23 protein-coding genes, 1 tRNA gene and 1 pseudogene are annotated in these 26,717 nt (G+C 33.5%); 14 read left to right on the top strand and 11 right to left on the bottom strand.

Features of this window, described 5'->3' with window-relative positions; genetic code table 11:
* Positions 1 to 27: 27 nt before the first annotated feature.
* From OU788_RS03125 to OU788_RS03135, 3 genes are read right to left on the bottom strand one after another with little or no spacing between them, the layout of a single operon-like run.
* Positions 28 to 1,461, bottom strand: coding sequence for a flotillin family protein (locus tag OU788_RS03125; RefSeq protein WP_274633804.1), 1,434 nt, complete (start codon positions 1,459 to 1,461; stop codon positions 28 to 30).
* Positions 1,462 to 1,470: 9 nt separating this feature from the next.
* Entirely contained in the window at positions 1,471 to 2,043 is a 573-nt protein-coding gene (locus tag OU788_RS03130; protein ID WP_274633805.1) for a hypothetical protein, read from the bottom strand.
* Between the two features lie 58 nt (positions 2,044 to 2,101).
* Positions 2,102 to 3,256: a beta-ketoacyl synthase N-terminal-like domain-containing protein gene (locus OU788_RS03135; RefSeq protein WP_274633806.1), complete on the bottom strand. Its 1,155-nt coding sequence runs from the start codon at positions 3,254 to 3,256 to the stop codon at positions 2,102 to 2,104.
* Between the two features lie 86 nt (positions 3,257 to 3,342).
* On the opposite strand from OU788_RS03135, the gene OU788_RS03140 reads away from it, so the two are divergent.
* Entirely contained in the window at positions 3,343 to 3,780 is a 438-nt protein-coding gene (locus tag OU788_RS03140; RefSeq protein WP_274633807.1) for a cytochrome c oxidase assembly factor Coa1 family protein, read from the top strand.
* On the opposite strand, the gene bioA is transcribed toward OU788_RS03140, so the two are convergent.
* From bioA to OU788_RS03155, 3 genes are read right to left on the bottom strand one after another with little or no spacing between them, the layout of a single operon-like run.
* Complete coding sequence (gene bioA, locus OU788_RS03145; RefSeq protein WP_274633808.1) at positions 3,766 to 5,031, bottom strand: adenosylmethionine--8-amino-7-oxononanoate transaminase; 1,266 nt, start codon at positions 5,029 to 5,031, stop codon at positions 3,766 to 3,768. The genes OU788_RS03140 and bioA overlap by 15 nt on opposite strands.
* On the bottom strand, positions 5,028 to 5,642 hold the full coding sequence (bioD, locus tag OU788_RS03150; RefSeq protein WP_274633809.1) for a dethiobiotin synthase: 615 nt from the start codon (positions 5,640 to 5,642) through the stop codon (positions 5,028 to 5,030). Before bioD ends, bioA begins: the two co-directional genes overlap by 4 nt.
* Complete coding sequence (locus tag OU788_RS03155; RefSeq protein WP_274633810.1) at positions 5,639 to 6,769, bottom strand: aminotransferase class I/II-fold pyridoxal phosphate-dependent enzyme; 1,131 nt, start codon at positions 6,767 to 6,769, stop codon at positions 5,639 to 5,641. Before OU788_RS03155 ends, bioD begins: the two co-directional genes overlap by 4 nt.
* Positions 6,770 to 6,999: 230 nt before the next feature.
* On the opposite strand from OU788_RS03155, the gene OU788_RS03160 reads away from it, so the two are divergent.
* The 7 genes from OU788_RS03160 to OU788_RS03190 all read left to right on the top strand — a co-directional run bounded on the left by OU788_RS03160 (position 7,000) and on the right by OU788_RS03190 (position 16,495).
* Entirely contained in the window at positions 7,000 to 8,508 is a 1,509-nt protein-coding gene (locus tag OU788_RS03160) for a sodium/pantothenate symporter (RefSeq protein WP_274633811.1), read from the top strand.
* Positions 8,483 to 9,985 (top strand): class I adenylate-forming enzyme family protein, encoded by a 1,503-nt coding sequence (locus OU788_RS03165; RefSeq protein WP_274633812.1) that lies wholly within the window; start codon positions 8,483 to 8,485, stop codon positions 9,983 to 9,985. The genes OU788_RS03160 and OU788_RS03165 overlap by 26 nt, the downstream gene beginning before the upstream one ends.
* A 3-nt stretch (positions 9,986 to 9,988) precedes the next feature.
* Positions 9,989 to 10,933: an alpha/beta fold hydrolase gene (locus OU788_RS03170; protein ID WP_274633813.1), complete on the top strand. Its 945-nt coding sequence runs from the start codon at positions 9,989 to 9,991 to the stop codon at positions 10,931 to 10,933.
* Positions 10,933 to 12,351, top strand: a complete 1,419-nt coding sequence (locus OU788_RS03175) for a hypothetical protein (protein ID WP_274633814.1) — start codon at positions 10,933 to 10,935, stop codon at positions 12,349 to 12,351. Before OU788_RS03170 ends, OU788_RS03175 begins: the two co-directional genes overlap by 1 nt.
* A 154-nt stretch (positions 12,352 to 12,505) precedes the next feature.
* A complete protein-coding gene (locus OU788_RS03180; RefSeq protein WP_274633815.1) occupies positions 12,506 to 14,974 on the top strand; it encodes a TonB-dependent receptor in 2,469 nt (822 codons plus the stop codon).
* A 26-nt stretch (positions 14,975 to 15,000) separates the two neighbouring features.
* Complete coding sequence (locus tag OU788_RS03185) at positions 15,001 to 15,732, top strand: alpha/beta fold hydrolase (protein WP_274633816.1); 732 nt, start codon at positions 15,001 to 15,003, stop codon at positions 15,730 to 15,732.
* Positions 15,725 to 16,495 (top strand): 3-hydroxybutyrate dehydrogenase, encoded by a 771-nt coding sequence (locus OU788_RS03190; RefSeq protein ID WP_274633817.1) that lies wholly within the window; start codon positions 15,725 to 15,727, stop codon positions 16,493 to 16,495. Before OU788_RS03185 ends, OU788_RS03190 begins: the two co-directional genes overlap by 8 nt.
* Positions 16,496 to 16,640: 145 nt before the next feature.
* Here the strand turns inward: OU788_RS03190 and OU788_RS03195 are convergent.
* Positions 16,641 to 16,717: transfer RNA gene (locus tag OU788_RS03195), tRNA-Asn, on the bottom strand.
* A gap of 272 nt (positions 16,718 to 16,989) precedes the next feature.
* Here OU788_RS03195 and OU788_RS03200 point away from each other — a divergent pair.
* The 6 genes and pseudogenes from OU788_RS03200 to OU788_RS03225 all read left to right on the top strand — a co-directional run bounded on the left by OU788_RS03200 (position 16,990) and on the right by OU788_RS03225 (position 22,728).
* Complete coding sequence (locus OU788_RS03200; protein WP_274633818.1) at positions 16,990 to 19,716, top strand: 2-oxoglutarate dehydrogenase E1 component; 2,727 nt, start codon at positions 16,990 to 16,992, stop codon at positions 19,714 to 19,716.
* 117 nt (positions 19,717 to 19,833) lie between these two features.
* Positions 19,834 to 21,044 (top strand): annotated as a pseudogene (gene odhB, locus OU788_RS03205) (2-oxoglutarate dehydrogenase complex dihydrolipoyllysine-residue succinyltransferase).
* Between the two features lie 124 nt (positions 21,045 to 21,168).
* Positions 21,169 to 21,834, top strand: coding sequence for a hypothetical protein (locus OU788_RS03210; RefSeq protein WP_274633819.1), 666 nt, complete (start codon positions 21,169 to 21,171; stop codon positions 21,832 to 21,834).
* Positions 21,835 to 21,897: 63 nt separating this feature from the next.
* Positions 21,898 to 22,092, top strand: coding sequence for a hypothetical protein (locus tag OU788_RS03215; protein ID WP_274633820.1), 195 nt, complete (start codon positions 21,898 to 21,900; stop codon positions 22,090 to 22,092).
* 35 nt (positions 22,093 to 22,127) lie between these two features.
* On the top strand, positions 22,128 to 22,307 hold the full coding sequence (locus tag OU788_RS03220) for a hypothetical protein (protein ID WP_274633821.1): 180 nt from the start codon (positions 22,128 to 22,130) through the stop codon (positions 22,305 to 22,307).
* Positions 22,308 to 22,356: 49 nt separating this feature from the next.
* Entirely contained in the window at positions 22,357 to 22,728 is a 372-nt protein-coding gene (locus OU788_RS03225) for a VOC family protein (protein WP_274633822.1), read from the top strand.
* 55 nt (positions 22,729 to 22,783) lie between these two features.
* Here OU788_RS03225 and OU788_RS03230 read toward each other — a convergent pair whose 3' ends face one another.
* From OU788_RS03230 to sufB, 4 genes are all read right to left on the bottom strand, one after another.
* Entirely contained in the window at positions 22,784 to 22,987 is a 204-nt protein-coding gene (locus OU788_RS03230; RefSeq protein WP_274633823.1) for a hypothetical protein, read from the bottom strand.
* A gap of 36 nt (positions 22,988 to 23,023) precedes the next feature.
* The gene (sufD, locus tag OU788_RS03235; protein ID WP_274633824.1) at positions 23,024 to 24,337 is read right to left on the bottom strand and encodes a Fe-S cluster assembly protein SufD; all 1,314 of its coding nucleotides are present in this window, start codon (positions 24,335 to 24,337) and stop codon (positions 23,024 to 23,026) included.
* A 99-nt stretch (positions 24,338 to 24,436) separates the two neighbouring features.
* Positions 24,437 to 25,189 carry a Fe-S cluster assembly ATPase SufC gene (sufC, locus tag OU788_RS03240; protein ID WP_274633825.1) on the bottom strand — a complete coding sequence of 251 codons (753 nt, stop codon included), beginning with the start codon at positions 25,187 to 25,189 and terminating at the stop codon, positions 24,437 to 24,439.
* A gap of 78 nt (positions 25,190 to 25,267) precedes the next feature.
* Positions 25,268 to 26,716 (bottom strand): Fe-S cluster assembly protein SufB, encoded by a 1,449-nt coding sequence (sufB, locus tag OU788_RS03245; RefSeq protein ID WP_274633826.1) that lies wholly within the window; start codon positions 26,714 to 26,716, stop codon positions 25,268 to 25,270.
* Position 26,717 lies beyond the last annotated feature (1 nt).

A 26,717-nucleotide genomic window follows, 5' to 3' on the forward strand; every position in this document is an offset into this window, starting at 1 on the left:
CGCTACGAAAGCGGAATTTTATGAGTCTTATTTTTCTTCGGAAGGAGAATCGCCTTGATCGATTATTTTACCTTCACTATTTGTAAGTTCTTTCCCTTTTAAATAATCGGGCAATTGCATGCCTGCCATGTTAAACATTTCTTGTAGTGGCGGTACTGCATTGTACATTCCTGAAATAAAGTTAGATGTTGAGGTCTTACCATCTTTTCCTCCACCATTTTCCCAAACAGTAACTTTATCAATCTTAATATTTTTAATAGCTTCTGATTGTAATTTTACTAATTCAGGTAATTTATCAGCAATTAATAATAAGGCTGCGTTTTGCGAATCGTTACCAGCAGCTTTTACTATTTGATCTAAACCGGCAGCTTGCTTAGTTAATACTTCGTATAAACCTTGTGCTTCTGCTTGCGCTTTAAATAAGATAGCATCAGCCTCTCCTTTTGCTTTTCTACGGATTCTTTCTGCTTCCGCCTCCGCATCAATTTCTACTTTGTTTTTATCAATCTCTGCAGGTACAATAATATCTGCCATTTGAGAAGCTCTTTCTCTTTCAGCTCTGGCTTTTTCAGCTTCTTGTTCTGCAGCATAGGCTTCTTCTAATGCTTTTGCCGATTGTACTTTTTCTGATGCAATTGCAGAACGTTCTGCTTCTGCTTCTCGTTGTCTTCTTAATGCATTCGAGTTTGCTACTTCAATTTTTGCAGTGTTTTCACCATCAACAGCTTTTGCATTAGCAGCAGCAACTTGAGTTCTTTCATCTTGTACAGCATTTGCTTCCCCAATAGAACCATCTCTGTTTTTCTCAGCAACTGATTTACGTGCAGCGTTGATTGCATGTGCAGCAGCTTCTTTACCTAAAGCTTCAATATATCCTGATTCGTCAACAATATCAGTAATATTTACGTTGATTAATTTTAAACCAACCTTTTTTAATTCTGATTCTACACTTTGTGAAATGTTGGTTAAGAACTTATCTCTATCAGAGTTAATTTCTTCAATATCCATTGAAGCAACCACTAAACGTAACTGACCAAAAATGATTTCTTTAGCTAATTCTTGAACATCGTTCATTGCTAAACCAAGCAAACGTTCAGCAGCATTTTGCATTACTCCTGGCTCGGTAGAAACTCCGATGGTAAAACGAGAAGGTACATTTACACGAATGTTTTGTTTAGATAGTGCATTTACTAAGTTTACTTCAATAGAAATAGGTGTTAAATCTAAAAATTCGTAATCTTGAATTACAGGGAAAATAAACGCAGCACCCCCATGAATACATTTAGCAGATTGTCCGCCGCCAACTTTACCATATACAACTAAGATTCTGTCGGAAGGACATCTTTTGTAGCGTTTTATTAAAGTAACGAGTAAAATGAAAATAAATAGAATTGCAATAACGAGCCCGATAGGACCTGCAAATCCAAAACCATCAATTTGTAATAAAGTAATTTTTAACATAGTCAATTTTTATTTTTGAGATTCAACGATTAATATTCCATTTGAGGTTACTTCGATTACTTTAACAACCGTTCCTTGTGTCAAGTCAGTATCATTATCTGTCAAGGCATCTAGTTCACGAAGTGAGTTTTGTACTTTTATATGCACTTTTCCCATTTTAGAGCGATTTGCTCCTACGGTTAAATACACTTCTCCAATTTGATTTAGTGCATTTTTCATTTGTAAGGTACCGCTATCTGTTAGTTTACTAATATAGTAGAATAAGGTTGCCATGATAGTCATCATAATCAATCCGCAGATTATAGAAATAAGTAGTGTGATTGTGTTTGAATTACCAGCATCCATACTAGCAATACCACTCCACCCGAAAATGGTGAAAAAAGCAATCATGTTTTTAAAAGTGAAGAACTGAAATCCAGCACCTGTATCGGCATCTATTTCAGTATCAATATCACCAATATCATCAGTATCGGCACCTATAAAGCTACCAATAAGAACAAATACAAAAATTAGCGTAAATACACCTGCTATTCCCCAATAAACTTGTTGAAAAGAGGTTAATTCAGAAAACCATTCCATCATAAAGCAATTATTTAAATGAGTGACTAAAAGTATATAAATTGCCTGAAATCGACAATTTTTATTTTGTAATTAAAACGGAAACGGCATTTCCTCCAAAGCCAACAGCATTTACCAATATTTTTGATAACTTTTTTGGGTGTTCTTGAGGTTGCGCAAACGGAACTTCAATTACTTGTTGATGTTGTATCATTAACATTGCTAACTCTAAACTTAACAAGCCAGAAGCACCGAAAGTATGACCGAGTTTCCATTTATTGGTAGTTAAAAAAGGAGTTTTGTTACAAAATACTTTTTGAATCGCATTAATTTCTGATTGATCTCCTTTAATGGTTCCAGGAGCATGCATTACAATAGCGTCAATTTCATCAGGAGAAACAGTACCTAATGCCATTTTCATTGATTTTTGAAAGCATTCAGCGTCGGTGGTAACAGAAGTGTTGTGTTTTAAAACTTCTGTAGCATATCCAACTCCTTCAATAAATGCAAAAGCATTTTCTTTAGTTCCTTTTTCTAAACAAAAAACAGAAGCAGCTTCCCCTAAAACCATGGTGTTTTTGGTTTTGTTTAGGTCAAAAGCCCTACAAGGATATTCATCATTTTCTTTTGAATATACTTTCAAGGCTTGCATTTGAGCAATAGTAAAGTCGGTTAATGAAGCTTCACTAGCACCAATCATAAATTTTTCTGACATTCCAGATTGTAACCAAGCGACACCATTTAACAAAGAATGTAATCCGGTTGAACAGGTTATAGAATGTGAAATTTCTGGTCCGTTGGTTTGTAAGTCGTGTGCTATCCAAGAGGAAATATTTCCTAACGTAGTGGTTGGAGAACTTAAGGTAGATGATTTTCCTGTTGCTAAGAACTCTTTGTGGTACTTTTCAAACAAAGAAGTAGCTCCACGAGAAGAACCGATGTTAATTCCGAAGTTGTCAGAAGCTTTCCAATTGGTTTGCTCTATTGCTTTTCGAGCAACAAATAAGGTGTATAAAACAGACGGATCTAAGTTTTTATACTTGTTATCTGAATTTTGAACTTCTTCAATAGCAATCTTATCATCTTGAGATATTTGTGCAACCCAAGCTTTAAAGTTTTCAAACTCTTTTAAAGTTAAAAAATGCTGGTCGTTTAAATAGTTTTTCCAGATGTTTTCAGAAGAGCTTCCTAAAGCGGAAACGGATGCAAAAGACGTTATTGAGATGGGTTCTTTCAACACTATAAAATTTCAGCAAAAATAAAGGTAAAATCAGGGATTCTAAAGAAAATAAAAATATTTATCTTAGATGAAAATTTAGAGTAATGAGCGAACAAGGTCAGAAAAGTTGGTTTGGAAGAAATTGGCTGTGGTTTATTCCACTAACAGGGTGTTTAGGGTTTATTTTACTGATTGTTTTAGGGCTTGGTGCTGCGTTTTTTGGAGTGTCAAACATGATAAATAACGCAACTCCTGTAGAATATGCGATAGAGCTAGCAGCCAAAAATGAATTAGTTATTAAAAACTTAGGAGAACCTATAGAGAAATACGGGATTCCTTCAGGAAATATTTCGCTTACAAATGATGATGGAGATGTTGATTTTTCTATTCCAATACGAGGAAATATAGGAGAAGGAACTTTAGTTGTTAGAGGAATTAAAATAGATGGCGAATGGGTTTATGAAGATTTGTACGTTCGAATTAGAGATACCCAAGAAGAGATTAATTTGTTAGAAAAAGAAAAGATTCTAGAGAGTATCTAGAACCTTTTTAATAGTTGTATATATTTTTTCAAGTTGCTCTTGCGTAATTACGTAAGGAGGTTGAATGTAAATAGTGTTTCCTAACGGACGTAAGAAAACACCTTCATCCATAAAAGATTTTAAAAGTTGGTCGCGAAGCGTTCCATAGCGACCGGAATTGGTGTTTAAATCAATCGCTAAAATGACACCTTTACATCTTGTTGAACTTACTTTTGGGTGGTTTTCTATTTTCTCAGCAAAGGCTTTATTATTTCTTTCAATAGATTGAATATTCTTTTGAATTTCTTGTGTCTGTAACAATTCAATACTAGCCAAAGCAGCACTACAAGCTATCGGATTTGCAGAATATGTATGGCAATGGAAAAAACCTTTAGAAATATCATTGTCTAAAAAAGCCGTGTAAATTTCTTCGGTACATGAAGTAATTGACATAGGAACCAATCCAGCAGTCAACGCTTTACTTAAACACATGATGTCTGGTTTGGTGGTAATTTCATCAGAAGCAAAATTGTTACCTGTTTTTCCAAAACCAGTCATAACCTCATCAGCAATAGTTAAAATGTCATTTTCTTTACAAATTTCTAATATGCTATTTAAATCTTCAGCTTGGTGAATTTTCATTCCAGCTGCTCCTTGAACTAAAGGTTCGTAGATGAATCCCGCAACCTTATTTTCTGAAATAATTTGTTGTAGTTGTTCAGCTATGAGGTTATTATTTTCTCCGTTAGGAACAGGAATACGTTGAATATCCATTAAAAAATCTTCAAACGGACCATTATATACCGATAATCCAGAAACAGACATCGCTCCGAAGGTATCACCATGGAATCCATCTTCAAAAGCAATAAATGTTGTACGTTTTTCCCCTTTATTAAAATAGTATTGTAATGCCATTTTAATTCCCGCTTCTACAGCGGTAGAACCGTTATCGTTAAAGAAAATTCGGTTTTGATTTTCAGGAAGAATTTTAATCAATTCTTCTGATAATTTTACAGCAGGTTCGTGGGTGAAATCACTAAACATTATTTGATCTAATGTTTGCATTTGTTGGTAAACTCTGCTTGTAATATAGTCGTTACAATGTCCAAACATACAGGTGTACCAAGACGAAATAGCATCGATATATTCGTTACCGTGTTCGTCGGTTAGTATGCATCCTTTTGCTTTTACAATTCCTAAACTATTTGGATGTGTTTGATGTTGTTTTAGCGGATGCCATAGATGTTTTTTATCTCTTTCGGTTAAAGTCATAAATTTTCTTTGAATTTATCTGCATATTCTTTAATGACGTTTTTATCGAAATAAGGCTCTTCTTCAATACGACCAATTACAGGGGCTCCAGTCATTTTTTTGATAATGTCCTCGGTAGTTTTGTGTTCATTTCCTGAGAAAATTAATGAAACATCAAAACCTTTTTCTTTTAGTAAGTTAACTGTTAATAAGGTGTGATTGATACTTCCTAAATAATGACGAGACACTACAATTACTTTATAATCGGGTTTTATGGCGTCAAGTAGGGTGTTTTTATCATTTAAAGGAACCAATAATCCACCAGCACCTTCAATAACTAAGTGGTTTTCGGTTACAGGTTCTTTGATGTTGTCAATTTCAATAATAACTCCATCAATTTCAGCAGCTGCATGTGGACTCATAGGAGTCTGTAAAGCATATGAATTAGGATGAAAAACGGTTTTTGTATTTGAAATTAGTTTTTGAACTTTATGAGTGTCGGAATAGTCTAAATCTCCTGATTGAATAGGTTTCCAATAATCGGCTTGTAAGGCTTCGGTTATAATAGCAGAAGCCACTGTTTTACCTACTTCTGTTGAAATTCCTGTAATAAAATATTTTTGCTGTTTCATGATACTACAAAAGTAGCAAGGTTCTCTAAAACATTGGTGATTTCTTCCTTAGAATTATAGGAGTGCAAACAAAAACGCAAACGTTCTTGATTTAATGGAACGGTTGGTGATAAAATAGGTTTTACATCAAATCCCTTTTGTTGCAATAGAGAAGCGATGTTTTTTACACGTTCATTACCAGAAATAATACAACAGTGAATAGCAGAAGCACTCTCAATAAAATGTAATTGTAACCTTTTTGATTCTGAAATGAAATGTTGAATGTTTTGCTCTAATTTTTCTCTAGAATGACAGTTTGATAACACATCATAAGCAATTTTTATAGTAGCTAACGCATGAGGAGATAAGCCTGTTGTGTAAATAAAACTACGCGCAAAATTAACGAGGTATTGTTGTAATTGCTTGCATCCTAAAATAGCTGATCCGTGACAGCCTAAGCCTTTTCCGAAGGTAATAATTCGAGCAAAAACAGCGTTTTCTAACTGTAGTTTTTGAATTAATCCGAAGTCGAAAACACCCAAAGCGTGCGCTTCATCTACTACCAAATGAACATTAGTGTGTTTTTCCACAATTTGAGATATCGATACCAAATCGGGAGAATCACCATCCATAGAAAAAACAGATTCGGTAATCACATAAATTTCTATGTCGTCATGCTGAACTCGTTTCAGCATCTCATCAAGATGAGTTATATCATTATGTTTAAACTTAAAAGATTTTGCATTGGATAATTGAATTCCATCTCTTATAGAAGCATGAATAAGTTCATCATATAAAATGATATCACCACGTTGAGGCACCGAAGCAAAAAAACCGATGTTAGCATCGTAACCAGAATTAAAAATCAAAGAAGTTTCTGAATTATGAAGTTTAGCTAACTGTTTTTCGACTTCAGTATAAAGTGCATGATTTCCTGAGAGTAAACGCGAACCTGTTGCTCCGTTAATTTTGAGATTGTTGTCAATTAAATATTGATGTGTTTTGTCAAAGATAATTTCCGATTTAGCAAATCCTAAATAATCGTTGGAAGAAAAATCGATTAATGAATTTTCTTTACCAAGTTTTCTCAGAGAGTTTTGTGTCTCTCGTTGTATAATTTTTTGATGTAGTTTCTTAGGAAATTGCATACTGTAAAAATAAAGAAGCACTTTTTAATATCGTTGCTATTTAGTTAGAAATCTTTTAAAGGCAAAAGTGTTTGTTTTTTTTAAGTCTCATTTTTAATTTCCTTATGTTTTTAGTTAAAATTAAAGTTTTTAATGGGTTTTATGTAAAAGTCTCACTTAAATAAGGTTAAATTTATCAGCTTTACTGTTTTAAAGTTTTTTTATTTGTTTTTCAACAGATCTTATAATTTATGATAGCGTCAGAAAAGTTAGTAACTTACATGTATGTTTTGTTAGCGGTTTATGCTGCTGTGATTTTATATTTCGTGGTACGTGGAGCACGAAAGAACACAAATATAAAAGATTACGCTGTTGGAAATATAGGTTTTCCTGCTTGGGTGGTGGGCTTATCATTAGCGGCATCTATGACAAGTGCTGCTACTTTTATTATCAACCCAGGTTTTATTTCACTTTATGGTATTTCGGGGGTAATTTCTTTTGCTGTGGTTTTACCAATTGCTGCGTTTATTTCTTTAATTGTTTTTACAAAAGGGTTTGCGAAGCATGGTAGTGCTGTAAAGGCAACTACTATGGCACAGTGGATTGGTAAGCGCTATGAAAGTAAAAATTATGCCTTTTTCTTCGGGATTATAGCATTGTTACTCATCACGTTTATCGTTTTAATTAATGTAGGACTCACACAGGTTATCTCTAAAGCATTAAATGTAGATCCTTTTTATGTGTTAATGGGAATCGTTGCATTTGTTTTTGGCTATATGATGTTTGGTGGTGCGAATTCGATGGTATATACCAATACTATTCAGGCTATTATAATGTTTGTAGTTGCGTTGATTTTATTGGGGTCTGGTTTTGAATTTTTTAAAGGAGGATTTGGTGGTTTTATGAATAAATTATCAAGTATTGACCCTAATTTAACGAAGCCTACAAATCCGTCAAGCTTTTTATTTAGAGATTATTTTGAAATTATTGTCACTCAGGTAATTATTGGAGTTGCTATTGTTTGTCAACCACATATTATTACCAAATCATTGCTGTTAAAAGATGCTAAAAAAATCAACAACTACTTATTTAGCGGAGTTGTTTTTATGATTGTGTTCTTTTTGGTAGTTGTTGTAGGATTGTATGCGCGAATTAGTTTTCCTGATTTAACAGTTGATGGAAGGGGGTTAAAAATGGATGAGATCATACCAACGTATGTAGTAGCTAAATTTTCTGTTGGAGTAGGTCTAATTATAGTTGTGGGGCTTATTTCAGCAGGACTCTCTACGTTGGAAAGTTTAATACAGTCGTTGTCAATCACAATTACTTCGGATATACTTGAGCCTGTTTTTAAAGACAAGATTGGAGAAAATACAATTGCAGTGAATAAAATAGTGATTGTCATTTTAGCAATCGTAAGCTTTTTGTTGAGTTGGGAGCAAATAAAAAATCCAGATGTAAGTGTGGCAATCTTCGCGCAAAATGGAGTGTATGCTTATTTTGCAGCAGCATTTGTGCCTGTACTGTTCGGGACTTTTTTGAAAAACGTGTCTGTAAGATCAGTATTTATAGCAAGTATTACTGCTATTGTAGTGCATTTTGGTGTTTACTATGGTAGGCTTACACCTTACATGCAAGAGCCCGTGAATAATCCGGGAGTTTCTGCTGCTTTTGGTATAATTGCATCACTTGTAGTGGGGTATATATTTTATAAATTAGACGCTAAAAAAACAAATGAGCACGTTAAACTGGATAGCTAAGTGGGCAGATTATACGCCTAATAAGGTAGCGCTTACTTCTTATGATACTCATGAAAACTATACATATAGTGATTTAGATATCTATGCGGATAGATTAGTAGCTAAGTTTACTAAAATAGGTTTAGAAGAAGGAGATAGAGTTGCTGTTTTAGCAGAACACGGTTTAGAGTATATCGTTCTTTTTGTTGCTTGTCAAAGAATGGGGGTTATTTTAGTGCCTCTGAATTATCGCTTTTCTGTAAGTGAATTACAAAAGTTAGTAGACGATTGTACGCCAAAATTATTTGTTTATAGCAAAAGTTTTCTAGAGAAATATGAGGGTTTAGAATTCGTGAATACATCTGTACTGTTAATGAATGATGTAAAATATTTCTATAAAAATAAAGAAGTTAAAGTTGTAAGGAAAGACTATACTATTAAGGAAGAAAATCCGCTATTTATATTCTATACTTCTGGAACTACAGGAGATCCAAAAGGAGTGCTGTATACCAACAAAATGTTGTTTTGGAATAGTTTGAATACTTCCATGCAATTGGGTATCACATTTAGAGATTCTACATTAAATACTTTACCGCCTTATCATACATCAGGATGGAATGTTTTTGTAACTCCGTTATTACATAAGGGAGGACATATAGGAATGCTGGAAAAGTTTGATGCAGAAAAGGTGTTGTGTTTGCTAGAGTTAAATGAAACAACGTTGTTTATGGCGCTTCCAACAATGTTGTTAATGATGCAAAAAACACCTATTTTTAAAAAGATTGGTCTCCAGGGGTTACGTTACATTATTTCTGGTGGAGAAAAAGTCCCACCTGAACTAGTATCCTATTGGAAGAAAGAAAAAAATATATACATACGTCCAGGATATGGTTTAACAGAAGCAGGACCTAGTATAACATCACTTCATCATAAAATGGCAGTGTTAAAGCCTAACTCAATAGGGAAGCCTAATTTTTATTTGGAAACCAAAATAGTAAATGCAGAAGGAGAGGAAGTAAAACTCAATGAAGTGGGTGAGCTGTGTATTAGAGGTAATATTGTAACCCCAGGTTATTGGAATAATTCTGTAAAAACCAATAATACGATTAAAAAAGGATGGCTATTTACAGGTGATTTTGTGTATATGGATGAAGACGGCTATTTATATATGAAAGGAAGAAAAAATGACATGTATATATCTGGAGGAGAAAACATTTATCCGCAAGAAATAGAAGCACATTTAGAAACACTAAAAGGAATTAAAAAAGCAGTAGTGTTAAGCATGAAAGATGAAAAGTGGGGAGAAATAGGGGTAGCTTTCGTAACGGTTGAAGATAAAGATATCACAGTAGAAGAAATAAGAGAAGAATTAAAAGAAACATTGGTCTCATACAAGCATCCAAAATATATATTCTTTTTAGATGAAATACCTTTAACAAGTGTAGGGAAAGTATCGAGAAAAGACTTGTTACGCTATTTTAATTCGATTAAAACATAAAAGATGAAACAGATAAGTTTGGTGTTGATTTTTACATTGATAAATACCATTGCATTTGCACAAAGCACAAAAAAACCAATGAAAGAAATACTTTCAGACTACGAGTTTAAAACTAGATGTGTGAAAATTGATGATATAGAAATCGCATATCTTAAAGAAGGAAAAGGAGATAAGACCTTACTTTTTTTACACGGTTTAAGTAGTAATGCTGATGCGTGGTCTAAAAACATAGAGGCTTTAAAAGAAAATTATACCTGTGTTGCTGTCGATTTGCCTGGGCATGGTAAATCTTCAAAACCAGAAGTAGTTTATACGCCAACGTTTTTTGCTGATATTGTATCTAAATTTATCAAGAAAAAAAGATTGAAAAATGTGATTTTAGTTGGACATTCTATGGGAGGTCAAGCTAGTATGAAACTTGCATTGCAACATCCAGAAGTGGTGCAAAAATTAGTGTTGATAGCACCAGCGGGATTAGAGAAATTTACAAAAGATCAAGGAAATATTCTTAAAAGTGTATATACCGCTGAGGTAGTAAAGAACACAACAAATGAGCAAATTGCAAAGAATTATGCGCTTAATTTTTTTGAGCAACCAGCTGAGGTTTCAAAAATGATTGAAGATCGCATTCGAATTAAACAAGCGTCCGATTTTGATGCTCATTGTAATGCAATTGTAAAAAGTGTATTCGGAATGCTGGATGATCCTGTACATGACGATTTAGAGAAAATTTCTCAAAAGACCCTAGTTGTTTTTGGAGATAAAGATATGTTGATTCCGAATAGATATTTACATCCAACATTAACGATTCAAGATGTAGGAAGTATCGCGGCAGATAAAATAAAAAATGTTACTGTAAAGTATATAGAAAATTGTGGGCATTTTGCGCAATTTGAAAAGCCTAAAAAAGTTAACTTGCTCATACAAGAATTTGTAGAAAGCGATTAATGAAAACGAAGCTTAAAAAATTTACAGAGTTTAGTAAAACTATTTTGCCAAACGAGGCGAAATACCTCCAAACAGTATATCAATTTAAAGGAGAAGAAAAATGTGTAATAAGTGATCTTATTATCAAAAATGCATTGTCCAAAAATGGTTTTACAGATTTTGATACTTCTATTGATAAACGAAAATACTCGTATGTAAAAGATTGGACTCAGAAAAAATTAACCAGTATAGATGTTGATGTTACAATAGATTGGTTAATGTCGTTAAAAAAGAAAATTTTAACCGATGCTATCACTTCACAAGAGGAGAAAGAGTTTCTTCAGTATATAATTTCATACAAAAGCATTGAGCATAATTTTCAAAGTTTTTACAATCTTGCTAAAGAGTACAAATCGTATTTGTTGGTGCGAATGCGTTATAATGATCACGAAATTGTCGCTAACTTCATTAAGGAGTATGAGGCGAATTATATAGCGGCAAAAGAAATACATGACAAATTGTATGATGCAACTACAGAAATCACTAATCAATATACCTTAAATAATAACGAAACAAAACATCTAGAAGAATGGTTGTTGCAAGTGTTTAAAGATGAATCTATCGATGGTAAAAACCGTTATCAAGCATTTGTTTTGTTGGCGTTTATGTATACAAATTATAATGAGAATGATAAGTTGAAATTACTTTTCGATCAAATTGATGCATATTTTAGTCAAGGTGTAATGTACTCTAGACGCTTGCTTTCTAACTACTATGCGAGTCGAGTTTTATTGCATTCTAAACAAAATGAGTTTGAAGAAGCTGAGTTTTACGGGTATCTTTCAATTAGACAGAATAACAATGATACGTTAATGTATCTAAATAATTTGGTGGCTATTTTATTACGAAATAACAAGCCAGAAGAGGCGTTTTCTTTACTTGAAAAATATGAAGGACTTTATAAAGAAATCCATAATTATCATCAAAAAATAGGATACTGTTCATATAAAGTTCGAGTACTTTCGGAACTTCATAAACATAAAATAGCCGAAGCAACTGCAAAAACTTTTTTAAGAAAACATAAAAATGAGGTATTAAAACATCGTTGGCATCATTTCTTCACATCGTATATTAATGTATTAGTCACAGAGGAAAAATATGAGGAAGTACTAAAGTTAGCTTCAAAGTTTAATTTGATTGAAAAGGAAAAAGAACGTCAGAAGAAAAGCAATTATGTCCCTAATATTTCATGGAGTATTTCACTTTCAAGGTATATGGAAGGGAAAATTAATTCGGCTCGTTTGCTGGAAGAAATTAAACAACCTTTAGAGGGTATAACACCAACGATGAATCAAAAACAGTTGATGTTCAGGGTGATAAATAAGTTGTCAGATAACCTTCCAGAGGCTTTTTTGAAATTAAAGTCTCATATTGAGTAACTTTCTTTTAAATCTTAAGTTTTATGTAGATTTTTATGATTAAAAAAATAAAAACAATTAAAAGTCACAGTTTATAGTTTTTGTTTTTCAAATGGTTTATTTTTCATTTCCCGATAGATTGCGAGTGAAACAAACTTAATAACAATCTAAAATTATGAAAAAACTATTTTTCTTTTTAGTCTTAATTAGTTCTTTAACTCTAAGTGCACAAGGTACAGGAGGTATTCAAGGGGTAATTACAGATACAAATGGAGTGCCTTTAGCAGGAGCCACAGTATATATTAAAAGTATAGATAAAGGGATTGATGCTGATTTTGACGGGAAATTTGCAATTGAAAATATTGATGAAGGAACTTACAGTGTGCTTGTCTCATTCGTAGGTTTCGAAAGTGTAACCAAAACAGTAGCTGTTCAAAATGAAAAGAAAACACAACTAAATATTTCTTTAAAAGAAGCAAGTAGTGTTTTAGATGAGGTTATACTAACGGCGAATAAAAAACCACAAAAAATTACTGAAGTGCCAGCAACAGTTAATGTTATTACGGCAAAAGATATTCAGGATTTTCCTAGTTTTAACATAGGTGAATTAGCAGCAAGACAAAAAGGTGTAGATTTTGTGCGTAGTGGTGTTTTAGGAACAGGGATTAATATCCGTGGTTTTAACTCAGCATTCAATTCAAAAAACTTGCAAATGACAGACGATAGGGTTTCGATGTTAATTGCAACAGGATTACCTTATGGTTCGTTTTCAACAGTTACTAAAGATGATGTTGAGCGTGTAGAGATTTTATTAGGGCCAAACGGAACATTGTATGGGCCGAATGCTCATAATGGTTTGGTGAGTACAATAACTAAAAACCCAAGAACTTCAGAAGGAACTACAATTGCAGTTGGTGCTGGAGATCAAAATGTAGTTACAGGTAGATTACGTCATGCGCAGGTGTTGAGTGATAAGTTTGCTTATAAAATTCACTTAGAAAGTACACAAGGTACAGAGTTTAATTATGTAGATAGTGTATATGTTGGGACAAAAGCATATGGAGAGAAAAACTTAGATCGTGATTTTAATGCCTTAAAATATGGAGCCTCGTTATACTACAAGCCTACTAGTAGTTCAGAAATTACAGCATATTATGGGCATAGTAATAATACCAATTTAGCGGTTACAAATGCTGGTCGTAACCAAATTAAAGATTGGACTTTAGATATTGCTCAATTAAAATATGTGTCTAAAAACTTTTTTGCAAATGCATATTATACATGGAGTAAAACAGATGAAACCTATGCAATTAATCAGCGTACACAAAACTATGTGTCATTTATTGAAAATGGTTTTTCAGAAGAAGAAGCTTGGAGTCGTGCATTATATGAACAATGGGTTCCTGCTTTTGGTATAGCAGTTCCTAGAGGAGCACTTTTTAAAGATGCGTCTGAAAGATTCAATGCAGAGGCGCAGTATAACAATAATTGGGGAGAGTTTTATGTAACTGCAGGAGCGCAATATCAGTTAGATATGGCAGATTCTAAAGGTACTTATTTGTTAGATCAAGATGGTTCGATTGATATTGCTCAAAAAGGAGTGTATGGTCAGTTTGAATATAAATTAGAATCGGGCTGGAACTTTTTAGCGGGTATAAGAGCAGATAATCATGATTTATACGGAACTAACTTCTTGCCAAAAGCAGCAGTTACTAAAACAATTGGTGAAGGAACATTTAGATTAACGTATGGTAGAGGTATGGCAGTACCATCAATATTAAACTTACAAGGAAATTTATTTGGAGGGTTAGTTTTAGGAAACGGAGAAGGGTTTGCGTTAACTGATGGAACTAAGATCGATAAGTTAGAGGTAGAAACTATCAACTCTTTTGAGTTTGGTTACAAAGGAAAGCTTACAGATAAGTTTTATATTGATGCAAGTGCATACTATAATATGTCAGAAAACTTCATAAGCCCTTTGTTAAATATAGTAGATGCAGCTAACGGTAATTACGTGACTCATATCGGAGATCAACCTATTGATGAGGTTTCGGCTGGGGCTAGTGCATCACCACTTTTATTAACCTATAGCAATTTTGGAAATGTAGACACCTACGGATTCGACCTTGGGTTGAACTACTATTTTACGGATGCGATTAGAACATCGTTAAACTATTCGTATTTCGGACGTAGTTTAGATAAAAATGATATGAACAATGATGGTAATTTAGATGGAGTTGTTTTAGAAAGTGAGTTGCCTATCAATACACCTGAAAATAAATTGAGTTTAGGGTTACATTATGGTGGGAAGAAATTGTACGGAGCTCTTTTCGGACGTTGGGTGCAAGACTATGACTTCTTTTCAGGAATCAATGTTGCCGCTAAAACACAAGACTTAGATGGAGATGGAGTAAATGAAATCGTTGAAAATGCTCGTGTAGGAAGAACATGGAATTATGGTCCTTTAGGTGGTTTTACAGTAGATGCTAACTTAGGGTATAATTTAAATGATAATATATCAGTTGGTATGAATGTTACTAATATTTTCGACGCAAGTATAAGAGAATTTGTAGCTTCTCCAGAGGTTGGAAGGTTAGTTTCGTTCGAGCTTAAATATAACTTTAACGCATTTAAGAAAAAATAAAACCGAATCCGTTAAGCTTATAAAGTATGCCGAAAGTAAAAGTAAACAATATAGAGCTTGATTATGAAGAATATGGAAAAGGCGAGGTTCATTCTTTCTTTTCAGAAAAGTATCGTGTTGTGGTAGTAGATCTTAGGGGGCATGGAAAAACTTCCATTCCCTCTAAAGACTACGGGGTAAAATTCATGACCGAAGATATTAAGCAATTACTAGATGTTTTAAAAATAGAAAAAGCCACGGTTATAGGTTTTTCTATGGGAGGAGCGGTAGCATTTCAATTAGCTTCCAGTAATCCTGAATACATTAATAAACTGGTTATTGTAAATAGTGGTCCCGATTTTAATGATATGGGAAAAATAGGTGAAGAATTATTGAGTTCAAGAACCGAGTTTTTGAAAACCAAAGGATTATTTCCTTTGGCTAAAGAAATTGCCTATAACATGTTTCCTGAAGATGATCAAGTTGAAATAAGAAATCAATTTGAAGAACGATGTAAAAACAATGATTATGATGCGTATTATAATTCATTTGTCACGTTGATGGATTGGGGTTTAGGAGAAAAATTAAAAGATATTACAGTTAGAACGCTAGTGGTAGCTTCTGATATGGATTATACTCCTGTTTCTTTCAAGGAAGAATATGTAAAAAGAATGCCGAATGCAACACTGTCTGTAATTGAAAACTCAAGACATGGAGCGGTAATAGATCAACCAGAGGCTTTTAATAAAGTGCTTGAAAATTTTCTGAATCATGAATAAAGTAGCGTTGATAACAGGAAGTACTAGCGGTATCGGCTTAGGTATTGCAGAGGCTTTTGCCAAAGCAGGTTACAATATTATGTTTCATGGTTTGGAGACAGATGGTGATAAAATAGCAAAAAGTGTAGGAGATAAGTATAATGTGAAAGTTTCTTTTTCAAATGCGAATTTACTGATTGCAGATGAGGTTGAAACATTAATAGAGCAAACAATAAAAGTGTTTGGTACATTGCATGTGTTGGTTAATAATGCAGGGATACAGTATGTTTCTCCTGTAGAAGATTTTCCGAATAATAAGTATGAAAGTATTATTGCTATTAATATGAACGCTGCTTTCTATGCTTCAAAAAAAGCGTGGAATTTTATGAAGGATCAGAAATTCGGTAGGATTATCAATGTTTCATCAGTTCATGGCTTGAGGGCATCAGAGTTTAAAACAGCCTATGTAACAGCAAAACACGGTGTAATAGGTATGACAAAGGTTCTAGCTTTAGAAGGTGCGCCTTATAATATAACATGTAATGCAATTTGTCCAGGATATGTAAAAACACCTTTAGTAGAAGGGCAAATAAAAGATCAGGCGAAAGCACATCAGATGTCAGAAGAAGAGGTTGTTGAAAAAGTAATGCTGAAAAAACAGGCGGTAAAACAGTTCGTTCCGTTGGAAACAATTGCTGATATGGCTCTGTTATTGGCAAAAGACACTTCATCAACTATTACTGGAACTTCATTTGCTTTAGATGGAGGTTGGAGTGCGCAGTAACCTATTATGAAAACTTTGTTTCATTAATTTAGTATATACAAGAGCAGAAGTCTGGCTTACTACTTGTTAGTAAGTTGGGCTTTTGTGTAATTTTAAGTTTAGGTGAAATAAAAAATCCGATTTACGTAAGTAAATCGGATTTTTTTGGCTCCTCAACCTGGACTCGAACCAGGGACCCTCTGATTAACAGTCAGATGCTCTAACCAACTGAGCTATTGAGGAATTTAAAACATGCTTGTCTTAAAATGCGAGTGCAAATTTAAGTCCTTTTTTTATATCTGCAAATTATTTTTTAAAAAAAATAAAACTATTTTTCTTGATGCTGAAATTCAGTGTTTTATTTTTAATAAAAAGAGGCGTGCTTAACGCAAATTTAACAAAAACTAAAAACTCGTTAAAGAGTTTAAAATTAGGCTAAAAAGGAGTGCTATTTTTAGTAAAAGTTGTACTTTTGTCAACATTATTCTTATAGATAGAAAAGTATAACAAAATATATGGACAAGTTTTCGTTCTTAAACGCAGCACACGCAGGTTTTATAGGTGATTTGTATGAACAATATCAAAAAAATCCTGATGCGATAGAACCAAGTTGGAGAAGTTTTTTTCAAGGATATGATTTGGCTAACGAGAATTATTCATTAACAGATGAAGAAGTTTCGATAGAAGTCCCTGAAGAAGTACGTAAAGAATTTTTAGTAATCGATTTAATCAACGGTTACCGCACACGTGGACATTTGTTTACCAAAACAAACCCAGTTCGTAACAGAAGAACTTACACGCCAACTTTAGAAATTGAAAATTTTGGTTTAAATCAAGGAGATTTATCCACAGTTTTTAATGCAGGTGAAATTTTAGGTATAGGTCCTAAAAGCTTAGCTGAGATTATAGATTATTTAAAATCTGTATTCTGTGAGAGCATCGGAGTTGAGTATATGTATGTACGCAACCCTGAAGAGTTAAAGTGGTGGAATGAGCGTTTAAATAAAAACGCAAACCATCCTAGTTATGATGTAGCATCTAAAAAGTATATTCTTACCAAATTAAACCAAGCTTCAACTTTTGAAAGTTTCTTGCAAACAAAATATGTTGGGCAAAAGCGTTTCTCTGTTGAAGGTGGTGAAACCTTAATTCCTGGGGTAAGTGTAGCACTTAGAGATGCAGCTGAGTTGTATGGTGTAGAAGAGTGTGTGTTAGGAATGGCACACCGTGGACGTTTGAATACCTTAGTAAATATCTTTAAAAAACCAATTCGCGATTTATTTAGTGAATTTGAAGGAAAAGATTTTGAAGACCAAGATATTGATGGGGATGTAAAATACCACTTAGGGTTAACCTTAAGCAAAGAGTATCAAGGAGGTCAAAAAATGAAAATGAATTTAGTTCCTAACCCATCTCATTTAGAAACAGTAGATGCTGTTGCTGAAGGAATTGTTAGAGCTAAGATAGATAAAGATTACGAAGGAAATGAAAACAAAATCCTTCCAATCTTAGTACACGGTGATGCTGCAATTGCAGGTCAAGGTATTGTATACGAAGTTGTGCAAATGGCACAGTTAAACGGATACAAAACAGGAGGTACTATTCACGTAGTAGTAAACAACCAGGTAGGATTCACTACTAACTACTTAGATGCGCGTTCAAGTACGTATTGTACAGATGTTGCTAAAGTAACTTTATCACCAGTATTACATGTAAATGCTGATGATGCAGAAGCTGTTTGTCACGCAATGGAAATGGCTGTTGAATATCGTATGAAATTCAACAAAGACATTTTTATTGATTTATTAGGGTATCGTAAATACGGTCATAACGAAGGTGATGAACCTCGTTTTACGCAGCCTAAATTATACAAAGCAATTTCTAAGCATAAAAATGCTAGAGAAATTTATGCAAATAAATTAATTGCTGAAGGAAGCATTACTGCTGACTACTTAAAAGAGATTACTGAAGAATTCAAAGCGCATTTAGAAGTTGAGTTTGCTGAATCTAAAAAGAAAGAAACAGCAAAAATTCAAGAATTCATGCCTGATGTTTGGGAAGGTTTTGTACGTAAGCAGTTACAACATATGTTGCAACCTGTAGATACAACCTACTCGGTAGAAGGTTTAAAAGATATTGCAAGAGTTATTTCGAAAACTCCAGAAGGACATAAGTTTGTTCGTAAAGCAGAGCGTATTTTACACGGTCGTGAAAAAATGGTTTTTGAAGATAACTTGTTAGATTGGGGTACTGCTGAAAACTTAGCATACGGTACTTTATTAGAAGAAGGTTACGATATTCGTATTTCTGGAGAAGATGTAGAAAGAGGAACATTCTCTCATCGTCATGCAATTATGCGTGATGAAGATACCTTAGAGCGTGTTAACTTATTAAACACAAATCCTAAGAATAAAGGAGAGATGACGATTTACAACTCTCATTTATCAGAATATGGAGTATTAGGTTTCGACTACGGATATGCAATGGCAGCTCCAAATACCTTAACAATTTGGGAAGCTCAGTTTGGTGATTTTGCTAACGGAGCACAAATCATGTTCGACCAATATATTTCTTCGGCAGAAGATAAGTGGAAGTTACAAAACGGATTGGTAATGTTACTGCCTCATGGGTACGAAGGTCAAGGGCCTGAGCACTCATCAGGAAGAATTGAACGTTTCTTACAATCATCGTCAACTGATAACTGGACAATTGCAAACTGTTCTACGCCAGCAAACATGTATCACATTTTGCGTCGTCAAATGAAGCGTGATTTTAGAAAACCGTTAGTTGTTTTTACCCCAAAAAGTTTATTACGTTTACCAAAAGCAGTAAATCCTATTGAAGATTTAGCGAACGGAACTTTTCAAGAAGTAATTGACGATACTATTGATACTTCTAAAGTGAAAAAAATGGTGTTCTGTACAGGTAAGTTCTATTATGATTTACTAGAGGAGCGTGAAAAGCTTGGTAGAGAAGATGTAGCTTTAATTCGTATAGAGCAGTTATTCCCATTACACAATGATAAAATCAAAGAGGTGATGGATAAGTATCCAAATGTAGAGCGTTATGTTTGGGCACAAGAAGAACCTAAAAACATGGGAGCTTGGAGTTATATGTTAGAACGTTTTGAATTGGCTAGATTAGAATGTGCTTCAGAAGAGTACCGTTCATCACCAGCAGCAGGTTCAGGAGCACGATTTAGAAGACGTCATCAAGCTATTATTGATAAGGTTTTTGATTAAAAAATAAATGCGTTAGGGATTGAAGCAAGCTACCGTGTAGCGCGTAAAGCCCGACCCGATAGGGAAACGCCCAAATAAAAGAAATAAAATAATTCAGATATATAAAATTTAGAACTGATGGTTTTAGAAATGAAAGTTCCTTCTCCGGGGGAATCAATTACAGAAGTAGAAATCGCAACTTGGTTAGTTGAAGATGGTGATTACGTTGAGAAAGATCAACCGATTGCCGAAGTAGATTCTGACAAAGCAACGTTAGAATTGCCTGCGGAAGAAAGCGGAATAATCACTTTAAAAGCTGAAGAAGGTGATGCAGTAGCAGTAGGAGCTGTAGTTTGTCATATTGATATGAGTGCAGCAAAACCTGACGGAGCAGCAGCGCCAAAAGCTGAAGCACCTAAAGCTGAAGAGAAAAAAGAGGCGCCTAAAGCTGAGCCAGTTAAAGAAACATACGCAACAGGTACAGCATCTCCAGCAGCTAAGAAAGTGTTAGCTGAAAAAGGAATGAGTGCAGCTGACGTTCAAGGAACTGGTAAAGATGGTCGTGTAACTAAAGAAGACGCTGTAAATGCGGTTCCATCAATGGGAACTCCAGGAACAGGTTCTCGTACTAGTGAGCGTAAGAAATTATCTATGTTACGTCGTAAAGTTGCAGAGCGAGTTTAGTTTCTGTAAAGAACGAAACTGCGATGTTAACTACGTTTAACGAGGTAAACATGCAACCAATTTTCGATTTACGTAACGAATACAAAGATGCTTTTAAAGCGAAACACGGTGTAGGTTTAGGGTTTATGTCATTCTTTACTTTAGCAGTGGTAAGAGCATTAAAAATGTATCCAGACGTAAACTCTATGATTGATGGAGATTACAAAGTAAGCCACGATTTCCAAGATATTTCTATTGCAGTATCAGGTCCTAAAGGATTAATGGTTCCTGTTATTAGAAATGCTGAAAATTTAACGTTTAGAGGAGTTGAAAGCGAAGTAAAGCGTTTAGCATTACGTGCTCGCGATGGACAAATTACGGTTGATGAAATGACAGGAGGTACATTTACGATCACTAACGGTGGTGTATTTGGATCTATGTTATCTACACCAATTATCAATCCTCCACAAAGTGGAATTTTAGGAATGCACAACATCGTTAATCGTCCAATGGCGGTAAATGGTGAGGTAGTTATTCAACCAATTATGTATGTGGCGTTATCTTATGATCACAGAATTATTGATGGTCGTGAGTCTGTTGGGTTCTTAGTTGCTGTAAAAGAAGCGTTAGAAAATCCAGTAGAATTATTAATGGATAACAATCCTAAGAAAGCCTTAGAAATGTAGTCGAAAATTTCGACCTATAAATATTGAAATCCTGCACTTTTGTGTGGGATTTTTTTATGTAAATATGTTTTGATGTTTAGCTATAAATGAATATTTTGGTTAAATAACTATTTAATTGCTTGAAATGAAAAATATTGTATTGCTCGTTTGTTTGCTTGTCTTTTCTTTGAAGGGTTACTCTCAACAAGCTGAATTTGAAAATGAATTTGGTGAAAAAAATGTAAAAATTTTAAACTCACTTTTAGAAGATTTTGAAACGAACATGTTGAAGAAGGAATATCCGAATGTTACATTAGAAAATGCTTATAAAGAGTTTTTACAAACTATTGTTGAAGAAAATTATTCGATTCTAGAAAAAAGTAAAGCAAGGTTTAAAGATGATGATTTTAAACTACACGTATACTGTGTTCCAGATTCTACTTGGATTGAAAAAAGGCAGCTCTCTTCAGGAAAAAAAGGGTTTTTAATAAAAGAAAGATATAAATATTTAACAACAAACAATACGATTGGATATACAAAATCAACTATATTTTGTTGTGAAAATAAAGATAAAACACTAAAACTCCTTAAAAAAGAAAGAGTTCAGATTAACCTTTCAGGATTGTATATAAAGGCTTTAAAAAAGATATCTAATAAATCAGAATTTATTGAAAATTATCTTAACAAGATCCAAATTACTGCAGATCCAATTCATCCCCATACGATGTCAAATTACATTCTCATGAATGATATTGATGTAAACGATTATTTTGTAAAAAGGATATTGTTTGTAAATAATGTTTACAGGTAAAACGATGTTTTTATTTTGATTTAATTTTTTTAGTAACTTTAATAGCTATAAAATCAGGTGATTGTGAAAGTTATTAAAGAAGGATTTACCATTTATCATAATTTTCATATAAAGGCATTGTCTAATGAGGTTTTTAAGGCAATTACTAATCAAGAAGACTTGGTACATTGGTGGCCACTTAAATGTACTGGAACGCCTAAAATAGGAATTGAATACAACTTCTTTTTTGGCGAACCATACAATTGGTATGCGAAGTAGTTGAGTGTAAAGAAAACACTTCTTTTCACATAAAAATGACGAAATCAGATAAGGATTGGAACCCGACTACTTTTGGTTTTGATTTGTTTGAAAAAGATGATGGAGTTACTTGGGTGCATTTTTTTCACACCGGTTGGATAGAAGAGAATGATCATTTTAAGCACTCTTCCTATTGTTGGGCATTGTTGCTAAACGGACTTAAAAAAATATGTTGAAAAAGGAATTATTATACCTTTTGAAGAAAGAAATTAAAAAGAAAATATTATGAAACTAGGGGTTTTTTCAATCAGTTTATCAGTAAAAGATATTGATAAATCGAAAGAATTTTATGAAATGTTGGGGTTTACTGTTTTTGCAGGTCAAATAGAAAAGAACTATCTGATTATGAAAAATGGTAATTCATTAATAGGATTGTTTCAGGGGATGTTTGAAAATAACATTTTAACGTTTAACCCAGGTTGGGATGAAAACGCAAACAAATTAGAAGATTTTGATGATGTGAGAAGTATTCAACAGCATTTAAAAGAAAACCACATCAAGCTAAAAAGAGAAGCTGATAAGAACACATCAGGTCCTGCAAGTATTATATTTTTTGACCCTGATGGGAATACGATTTTAATAGATCAACATGTATAAATAAAAAGCGGAAAACTACTAAGTTTTCCGCTTTTTATTTTATTCGTTTAAGGTTTTATTTCTTTCCGAAAAAAGAGCTAAAGGCAATAGCTGCTATTCCAATAACTATGGTAATATACGAGCCAGTGTTGTCTTGTACTTTTATTAAATCTACATCTCCAACAGAAACTTGTGTTTCTGGTTGTACAAGGGTGTAAACTCCGTAAGCTAAAATTACGATTCCAGCTATTAGTACTATCGATCTAAAGTTTTTGCTCATAATTAATTGTTTTTCATAAAGATATGAAAAAACAACTTATAGTTCAAAACCGATATTAACGCCTAATTTGTTGGCGATTAATTGGGTAATTCTTTTTTTAACTTCAGGTATTTTTACACTTCCTAAAACAGTGTTGGCAAAAGCATACATTAATAAAGCGTTGGCTTCTTTCTTAGGAATACCTCTTTGTTGCATGTAAAATAATGCTTGATCGTCTAATTGCCCAATAGTACAACCATGCGAACACTTTACATCATCAGCAAAAATTTCTAACTGTGGCTTAGCATTTATTGTAGCTTTATCACTAATTAAAATATTGTTGTTTTGTTGATACGCATTGGTTTTTTGAGCTTCCTTTTCAACAATAACTTTTCCGTTGAATACACCGGTTGAGCGATCCCCGTAAATACCTTTATAATCTTGGTGACTTTCACAATTAGGCTCTATATGATTTACTAAAGTGTGATGATCTACGTGTTGTTTTCCTTCAATAATGGTAATTCCTTTCAAAATTGAGTTGATATGCTCTCCTTTCTGATAGAAATTTAAGTTGTTACGAGTAATGTTTCCACCAAAAGAGAAGGTGTGTACAGAACAAGTGCTTTCTTTTTGTTGCTCAATGTAAGTATTGTCAATTAAAGAAGCATTTTCGTTATCATTTTGAATCTTATAATAGTCTACTGTTGAATGCGTATCTGTAAAAATTTCAGTTACAGAATTCGTTAAAACAGCATTACTGTTAAGGTTTTGATGACGTTCTATAATTTGAACATGTGCGTTTTTTTCAACAACAATCAAGTTACGAGGTTGTAACATTGCTGCATTTTCTTTTCCTGTGTTAAAGTTGATAATTTGAATAGGTTTTTCAACCTCAACATTTTTAGGAATGTGAATAAAAGCACCTTCGGAAGCAAAAGCTGTGTTTAAAGAAGTTAAATTATCTTGCTTCGCTATTTTATTAAAATACTTTTCTATTACAGGTTTGTATTTATCTTTTGAAAAAGCAGCTGATAATAAACAAACATCTTTTCCGTCATGAGTGGTACTTGATAAGAAAGAACTGTACTTACCGTCTACAAAAACAATTTTGTAGCTGTCTATTTCATGAATAAAATATTTCTTTACATCTGCTAATTCTACAGAGGAATCTCTATCAGGAAAAATGCTGTAGTCTTCTTTTAAAATTGAATTTAAAGAAGTGTATTTCCAAGCTTCTAACTTTTTAGTAGGAAACCCTAACTTTTCAAAATTTTGTAGAGCTTTTGTTCTTATTTCATGTAAACCTGAATTGATGTTTACACTGTCTTCAAAAGCTACGTATGATGATAATATTTTTTCTCTCAACTCCATTGTTTTTAGTTGTAAAGTTTATAAAGCATAAAAGTTTGTAAAGCTGAAAAGTTGCTTGTAATTGTAGGCAACTTTACACTTTTTTACTTTTCAATCTTTCTAACTATTAGCCTCTTCTTTAATCCAATCGTATCCTTTTTCTTCAAGCTCTAAAGCAAGAGAAGCATCTCCTGTTTTAACGATTTTTCCATCGTGTAAAACGTGTACATAGTCAGGAACGATATAATCTAATAAACGTTGGTAGTGTGTAATAACTACTACAGCGTTGTCTTTAGATTTTAATTTATTAACTCCATTAGCAACAATACGTAGTGCATCGATATCTAAACCAGAATCTGTTTCATCTAAAATAGCTAGTTTAGGCTCTAACATTGCCATTTGAAAAATCTCATTACGCTTTTTTTCACCTCCAGAAAATCCTTCGTTTAAGGAACGAGATAAGAACTTACGATCGATTTCTAACAATTCTGATTTTTCACGAATCTTTTTTAGCATGTCTTTAGCAGGCATTTCTTCTAAACCTTGAGCTTTACGAGATTCATTAATCGCAGTTTTGATAAAGTTCGTAACAGTTACCCCAGGAATTTCTACAGGATACTGGAACGATAAGAATACACCAGCGTGAGCTCTTTCTTCAGGAGCTAATTCGCTAATATCTACACCTTCTAATTCAATAGAACCAGCAGTCATTTCGTAAGTTTCATTACCGGCAATTACAGATGATAAGGTACTTTTACCAGCACCGTTAGGTCCCATAATTGCATGAACCTCTCCTGCTTTTACTTCTAAATTAATTCCTTTAAGAATATCTTTATCTTCTACCTGTGCGTGTAAGTTTTCTATTTTTAACATGTTTCTATGTTATTTCGCTTTTTTCATCAAAAAGCATTTTTTATTATTTTGAAGTTTTCAAATTAACGTATTCATTAATTATCCAACACTTCCTTCTAAACTAATTTCTAATAATTTTTGAGCCTCAACAGCAAACTCCATTGGTAATTTATTTAGTACTTCTTTACTAAATCCGTTTACAATTAACGCAATGGCTTTTTCAGTGTCAATTCCACGTTGGTTACAGTAGAATAATTGGTCTTCTCCAATTTTACTAGTAGTAGCTTCGTGTTCTATTTGAGCTGATTTATTTTTTGCTTCAATGTAAGGGAAGGTATGTGCACCACACTCATTACCCATTAATAAAGAATCACATTGTGAGAAGTTACGTGCATTTTCTGCTCTGGAATTGATTTGTACCAATCCACGGTAACTGTTTTGTGATTTTCCAGCAGAAATTCCCTTAGAAATAATAGTTGACTTAGTGTTTTTTCCTAAGTGAATCATCTTAGTTCCTGTATCTGCTTGCTGATGGTTGTTGGTAACTGCAATTGAGTAAAACTCTCCAACAGAATTGTTCCCTTTTAAAATACAACTTGGATATTTCCAAGTAATTGCTGAACCTGTTTCAACCTGTGTCCAAGAAATTTTAGCATTGGTTTCGCATAATCCTCTTTTAGTTACAAAGTTGAAAACACCACCTTTTCCTTCTGAATCTCCAGGGAACCAGTTTTGTACGGTTGAATATTTTATTTCGGCATCGTCTAAAGCAATTAGCTCTACTACTGCTGCGTGTAATTGGTTTTCATCACGTTGTGGTGCGGTACATCCTTCTAAGTAAGAAACATAGCTGCTTTCATCTGCAACAACTAAAGTACGCTCAAATTGCCCTGTTCCTCCTTCGTTAATACGGAAGTACGTAGATAGTTCCATAGGACAACGAACTCCTTTTGGAATATAACAGAAAGACCCATCAGAGAATACAGCAGAGTTTAATGCTGCATAAAAGTTGTCAGTTGGTGGAACAACAGAACCGATGTATTTTCTTACTAATTCTGGGTGCTCTTGTATAGCTTCAGAAATTGGCATAAAAATAATTCCTTTCTCAGCCAACGTTTCTTTAAAAGTAGTAGCTACCGAAACAGAATCCATTACAATATCAACTGCTACATTTGCTAACCTTTTTTGCTCTTCTAAAGAAATTCCTAGTTTTTCAAAAGTAGCCAATAACTCAGGGTCTACTTCGTCTAAACTATTTAATTTAGGTTTTTGTTTAGGAGCTGAGTAGTAAGAAATATCTTGAAAACTTGGTTTTTTATAGGTAACGTTTGCCCACTCTGGTTCTTCCATTTGTTCCCAAATTCTAAAAGCTTCTAAACGCCATTCAGTCATCCATTCTGGTTCGTTTTTCTTTTTAGAAATGGCACGAACGATATCCTCGTTTATCCCATTAGGAAACTTTTCACTCTCAATATCAGTATAAAAACCGTACTCGTATTCTTTGGTTTTTAACTCTTCTCTTAAATCGTCCTCGGTGTATTTACTCATA

The sequence above is a fragment of the Tenacibaculum sp. L6 genome (assembly GCF_028823685.1).
Classification (GTDB): domain Bacteria; phylum Bacteroidota; class Bacteroidia; order Flavobacteriales; family Flavobacteriaceae; genus Polaribacter.

Bases quoted from the DNA above. Each gene is read 5' to 3' on its own strand.
- OU788_RS03125 (WP_274633804.1), bottom strand. From the start codon at position 1,461: ATGTTAAAAATTACTTTATTACAAATTGATGGTTTTGGATTTGCAGGT.
- OU788_RS03130 (WP_274633805.1), bottom strand. From the start codon at position 2,043: ATGATGGAATGGTTTTCTGAATTAACCTCTTTTCAACAAGTTTATTGG.
- OU788_RS03140 (WP_274633807.1), top strand. From the start codon at position 3,343: ATGAGCGAACAAGGTCAGAAAAGTTGGTTTGGAAGAAATTGGCTGTGG.
- bioA (WP_274633808.1), bottom strand. From the start codon at position 5,031: ATGACTTTAACCGAAAGAGATAAAAAACATCTATGGCATCCGCTAAAA.
- bioD (WP_274633809.1), bottom strand. From the start codon at position 5,642: ATGAAACAGCAAAAATATTTTATTACAGGAATTTCAACAGAAGTAGGT.
- OU788_RS03155 (WP_274633810.1), bottom strand. From the start codon at position 6,769: ATGCAATTTCCTAAGAAACTACATCAAAAAATTATACAACGAGAGACA.
- OU788_RS03160 (WP_274633811.1), top strand. From the start codon at position 7,000: ATGATAGCGTCAGAAAAGTTAGTAACTTACATGTATGTTTTGTTAGCG.
- OU788_RS03165 (WP_274633812.1), top strand. From the start codon at position 8,483: ATGAGCACGTTAAACTGGATAGCTAAGTGGGCAGATTATACGCCTAAT.
- OU788_RS03170 (WP_274633813.1), top strand. From the start codon at position 9,989: ATGAAACAGATAAGTTTGGTGTTGATTTTTACATTGATAAATACCATT.
- OU788_RS03175 (WP_274633814.1), top strand. From the start codon at position 10,933: ATGAAAACGAAGCTTAAAAAATTTACAGAGTTTAGTAAAACTATTTTG.
- OU788_RS03180 (WP_274633815.1), top strand. From the start codon at position 12,506: ATGAAAAAACTATTTTTCTTTTTAGTCTTAATTAGTTCTTTAACTCTA.
- OU788_RS03185 (WP_274633816.1), top strand. From the start codon at position 15,001: ATGCCGAAAGTAAAAGTAAACAATATAGAGCTTGATTATGAAGAATAT.
- OU788_RS03190 (WP_274633817.1), top strand. From the start codon at position 15,725: ATGAATAAAGTAGCGTTGATAACAGGAAGTACTAGCGGTATCGGCTTA.
- OU788_RS03200 (WP_274633818.1), top strand. From the start codon at position 16,990: ATGGACAAGTTTTCGTTCTTAAACGCAGCACACGCAGGTTTTATAGGT.
- OU788_RS03210 (WP_274633819.1), top strand. From the start codon at position 21,169: ATGAAAAATATTGTATTGCTCGTTTGTTTGCTTGTCTTTTCTTTGAAG.
- OU788_RS03220 (WP_274633821.1), top strand. From the start codon at position 22,128: ATGACGAAATCAGATAAGGATTGGAACCCGACTACTTTTGGTTTTGAT.
- OU788_RS03225 (WP_274633822.1), top strand. From the start codon at position 22,357: ATGAAACTAGGGGTTTTTTCAATCAGTTTATCAGTAAAAGATATTGAT.
- OU788_RS03230 (WP_274633823.1), bottom strand. From the start codon at position 22,987: ATGAGCAAAAACTTTAGATCGATAGTACTAATAGCTGGAATCGTAATT.
- sufD (WP_274633824.1), bottom strand. From the start codon at position 24,337: ATGGAGTTGAGAGAAAAAATATTATCATCATACGTAGCTTTTGAAGAC.
- sufC (WP_274633825.1), bottom strand. From the start codon at position 25,189: ATGTTAAAAATAGAAAACTTACACGCACAGGTAGAAGATAAAGATATT.
- sufB (WP_274633826.1), bottom strand. From the start codon at position 26,716: ATGAGTAAATACACCGAGGACGATTTAAGAGAAGAGTTAAAAACCAAA.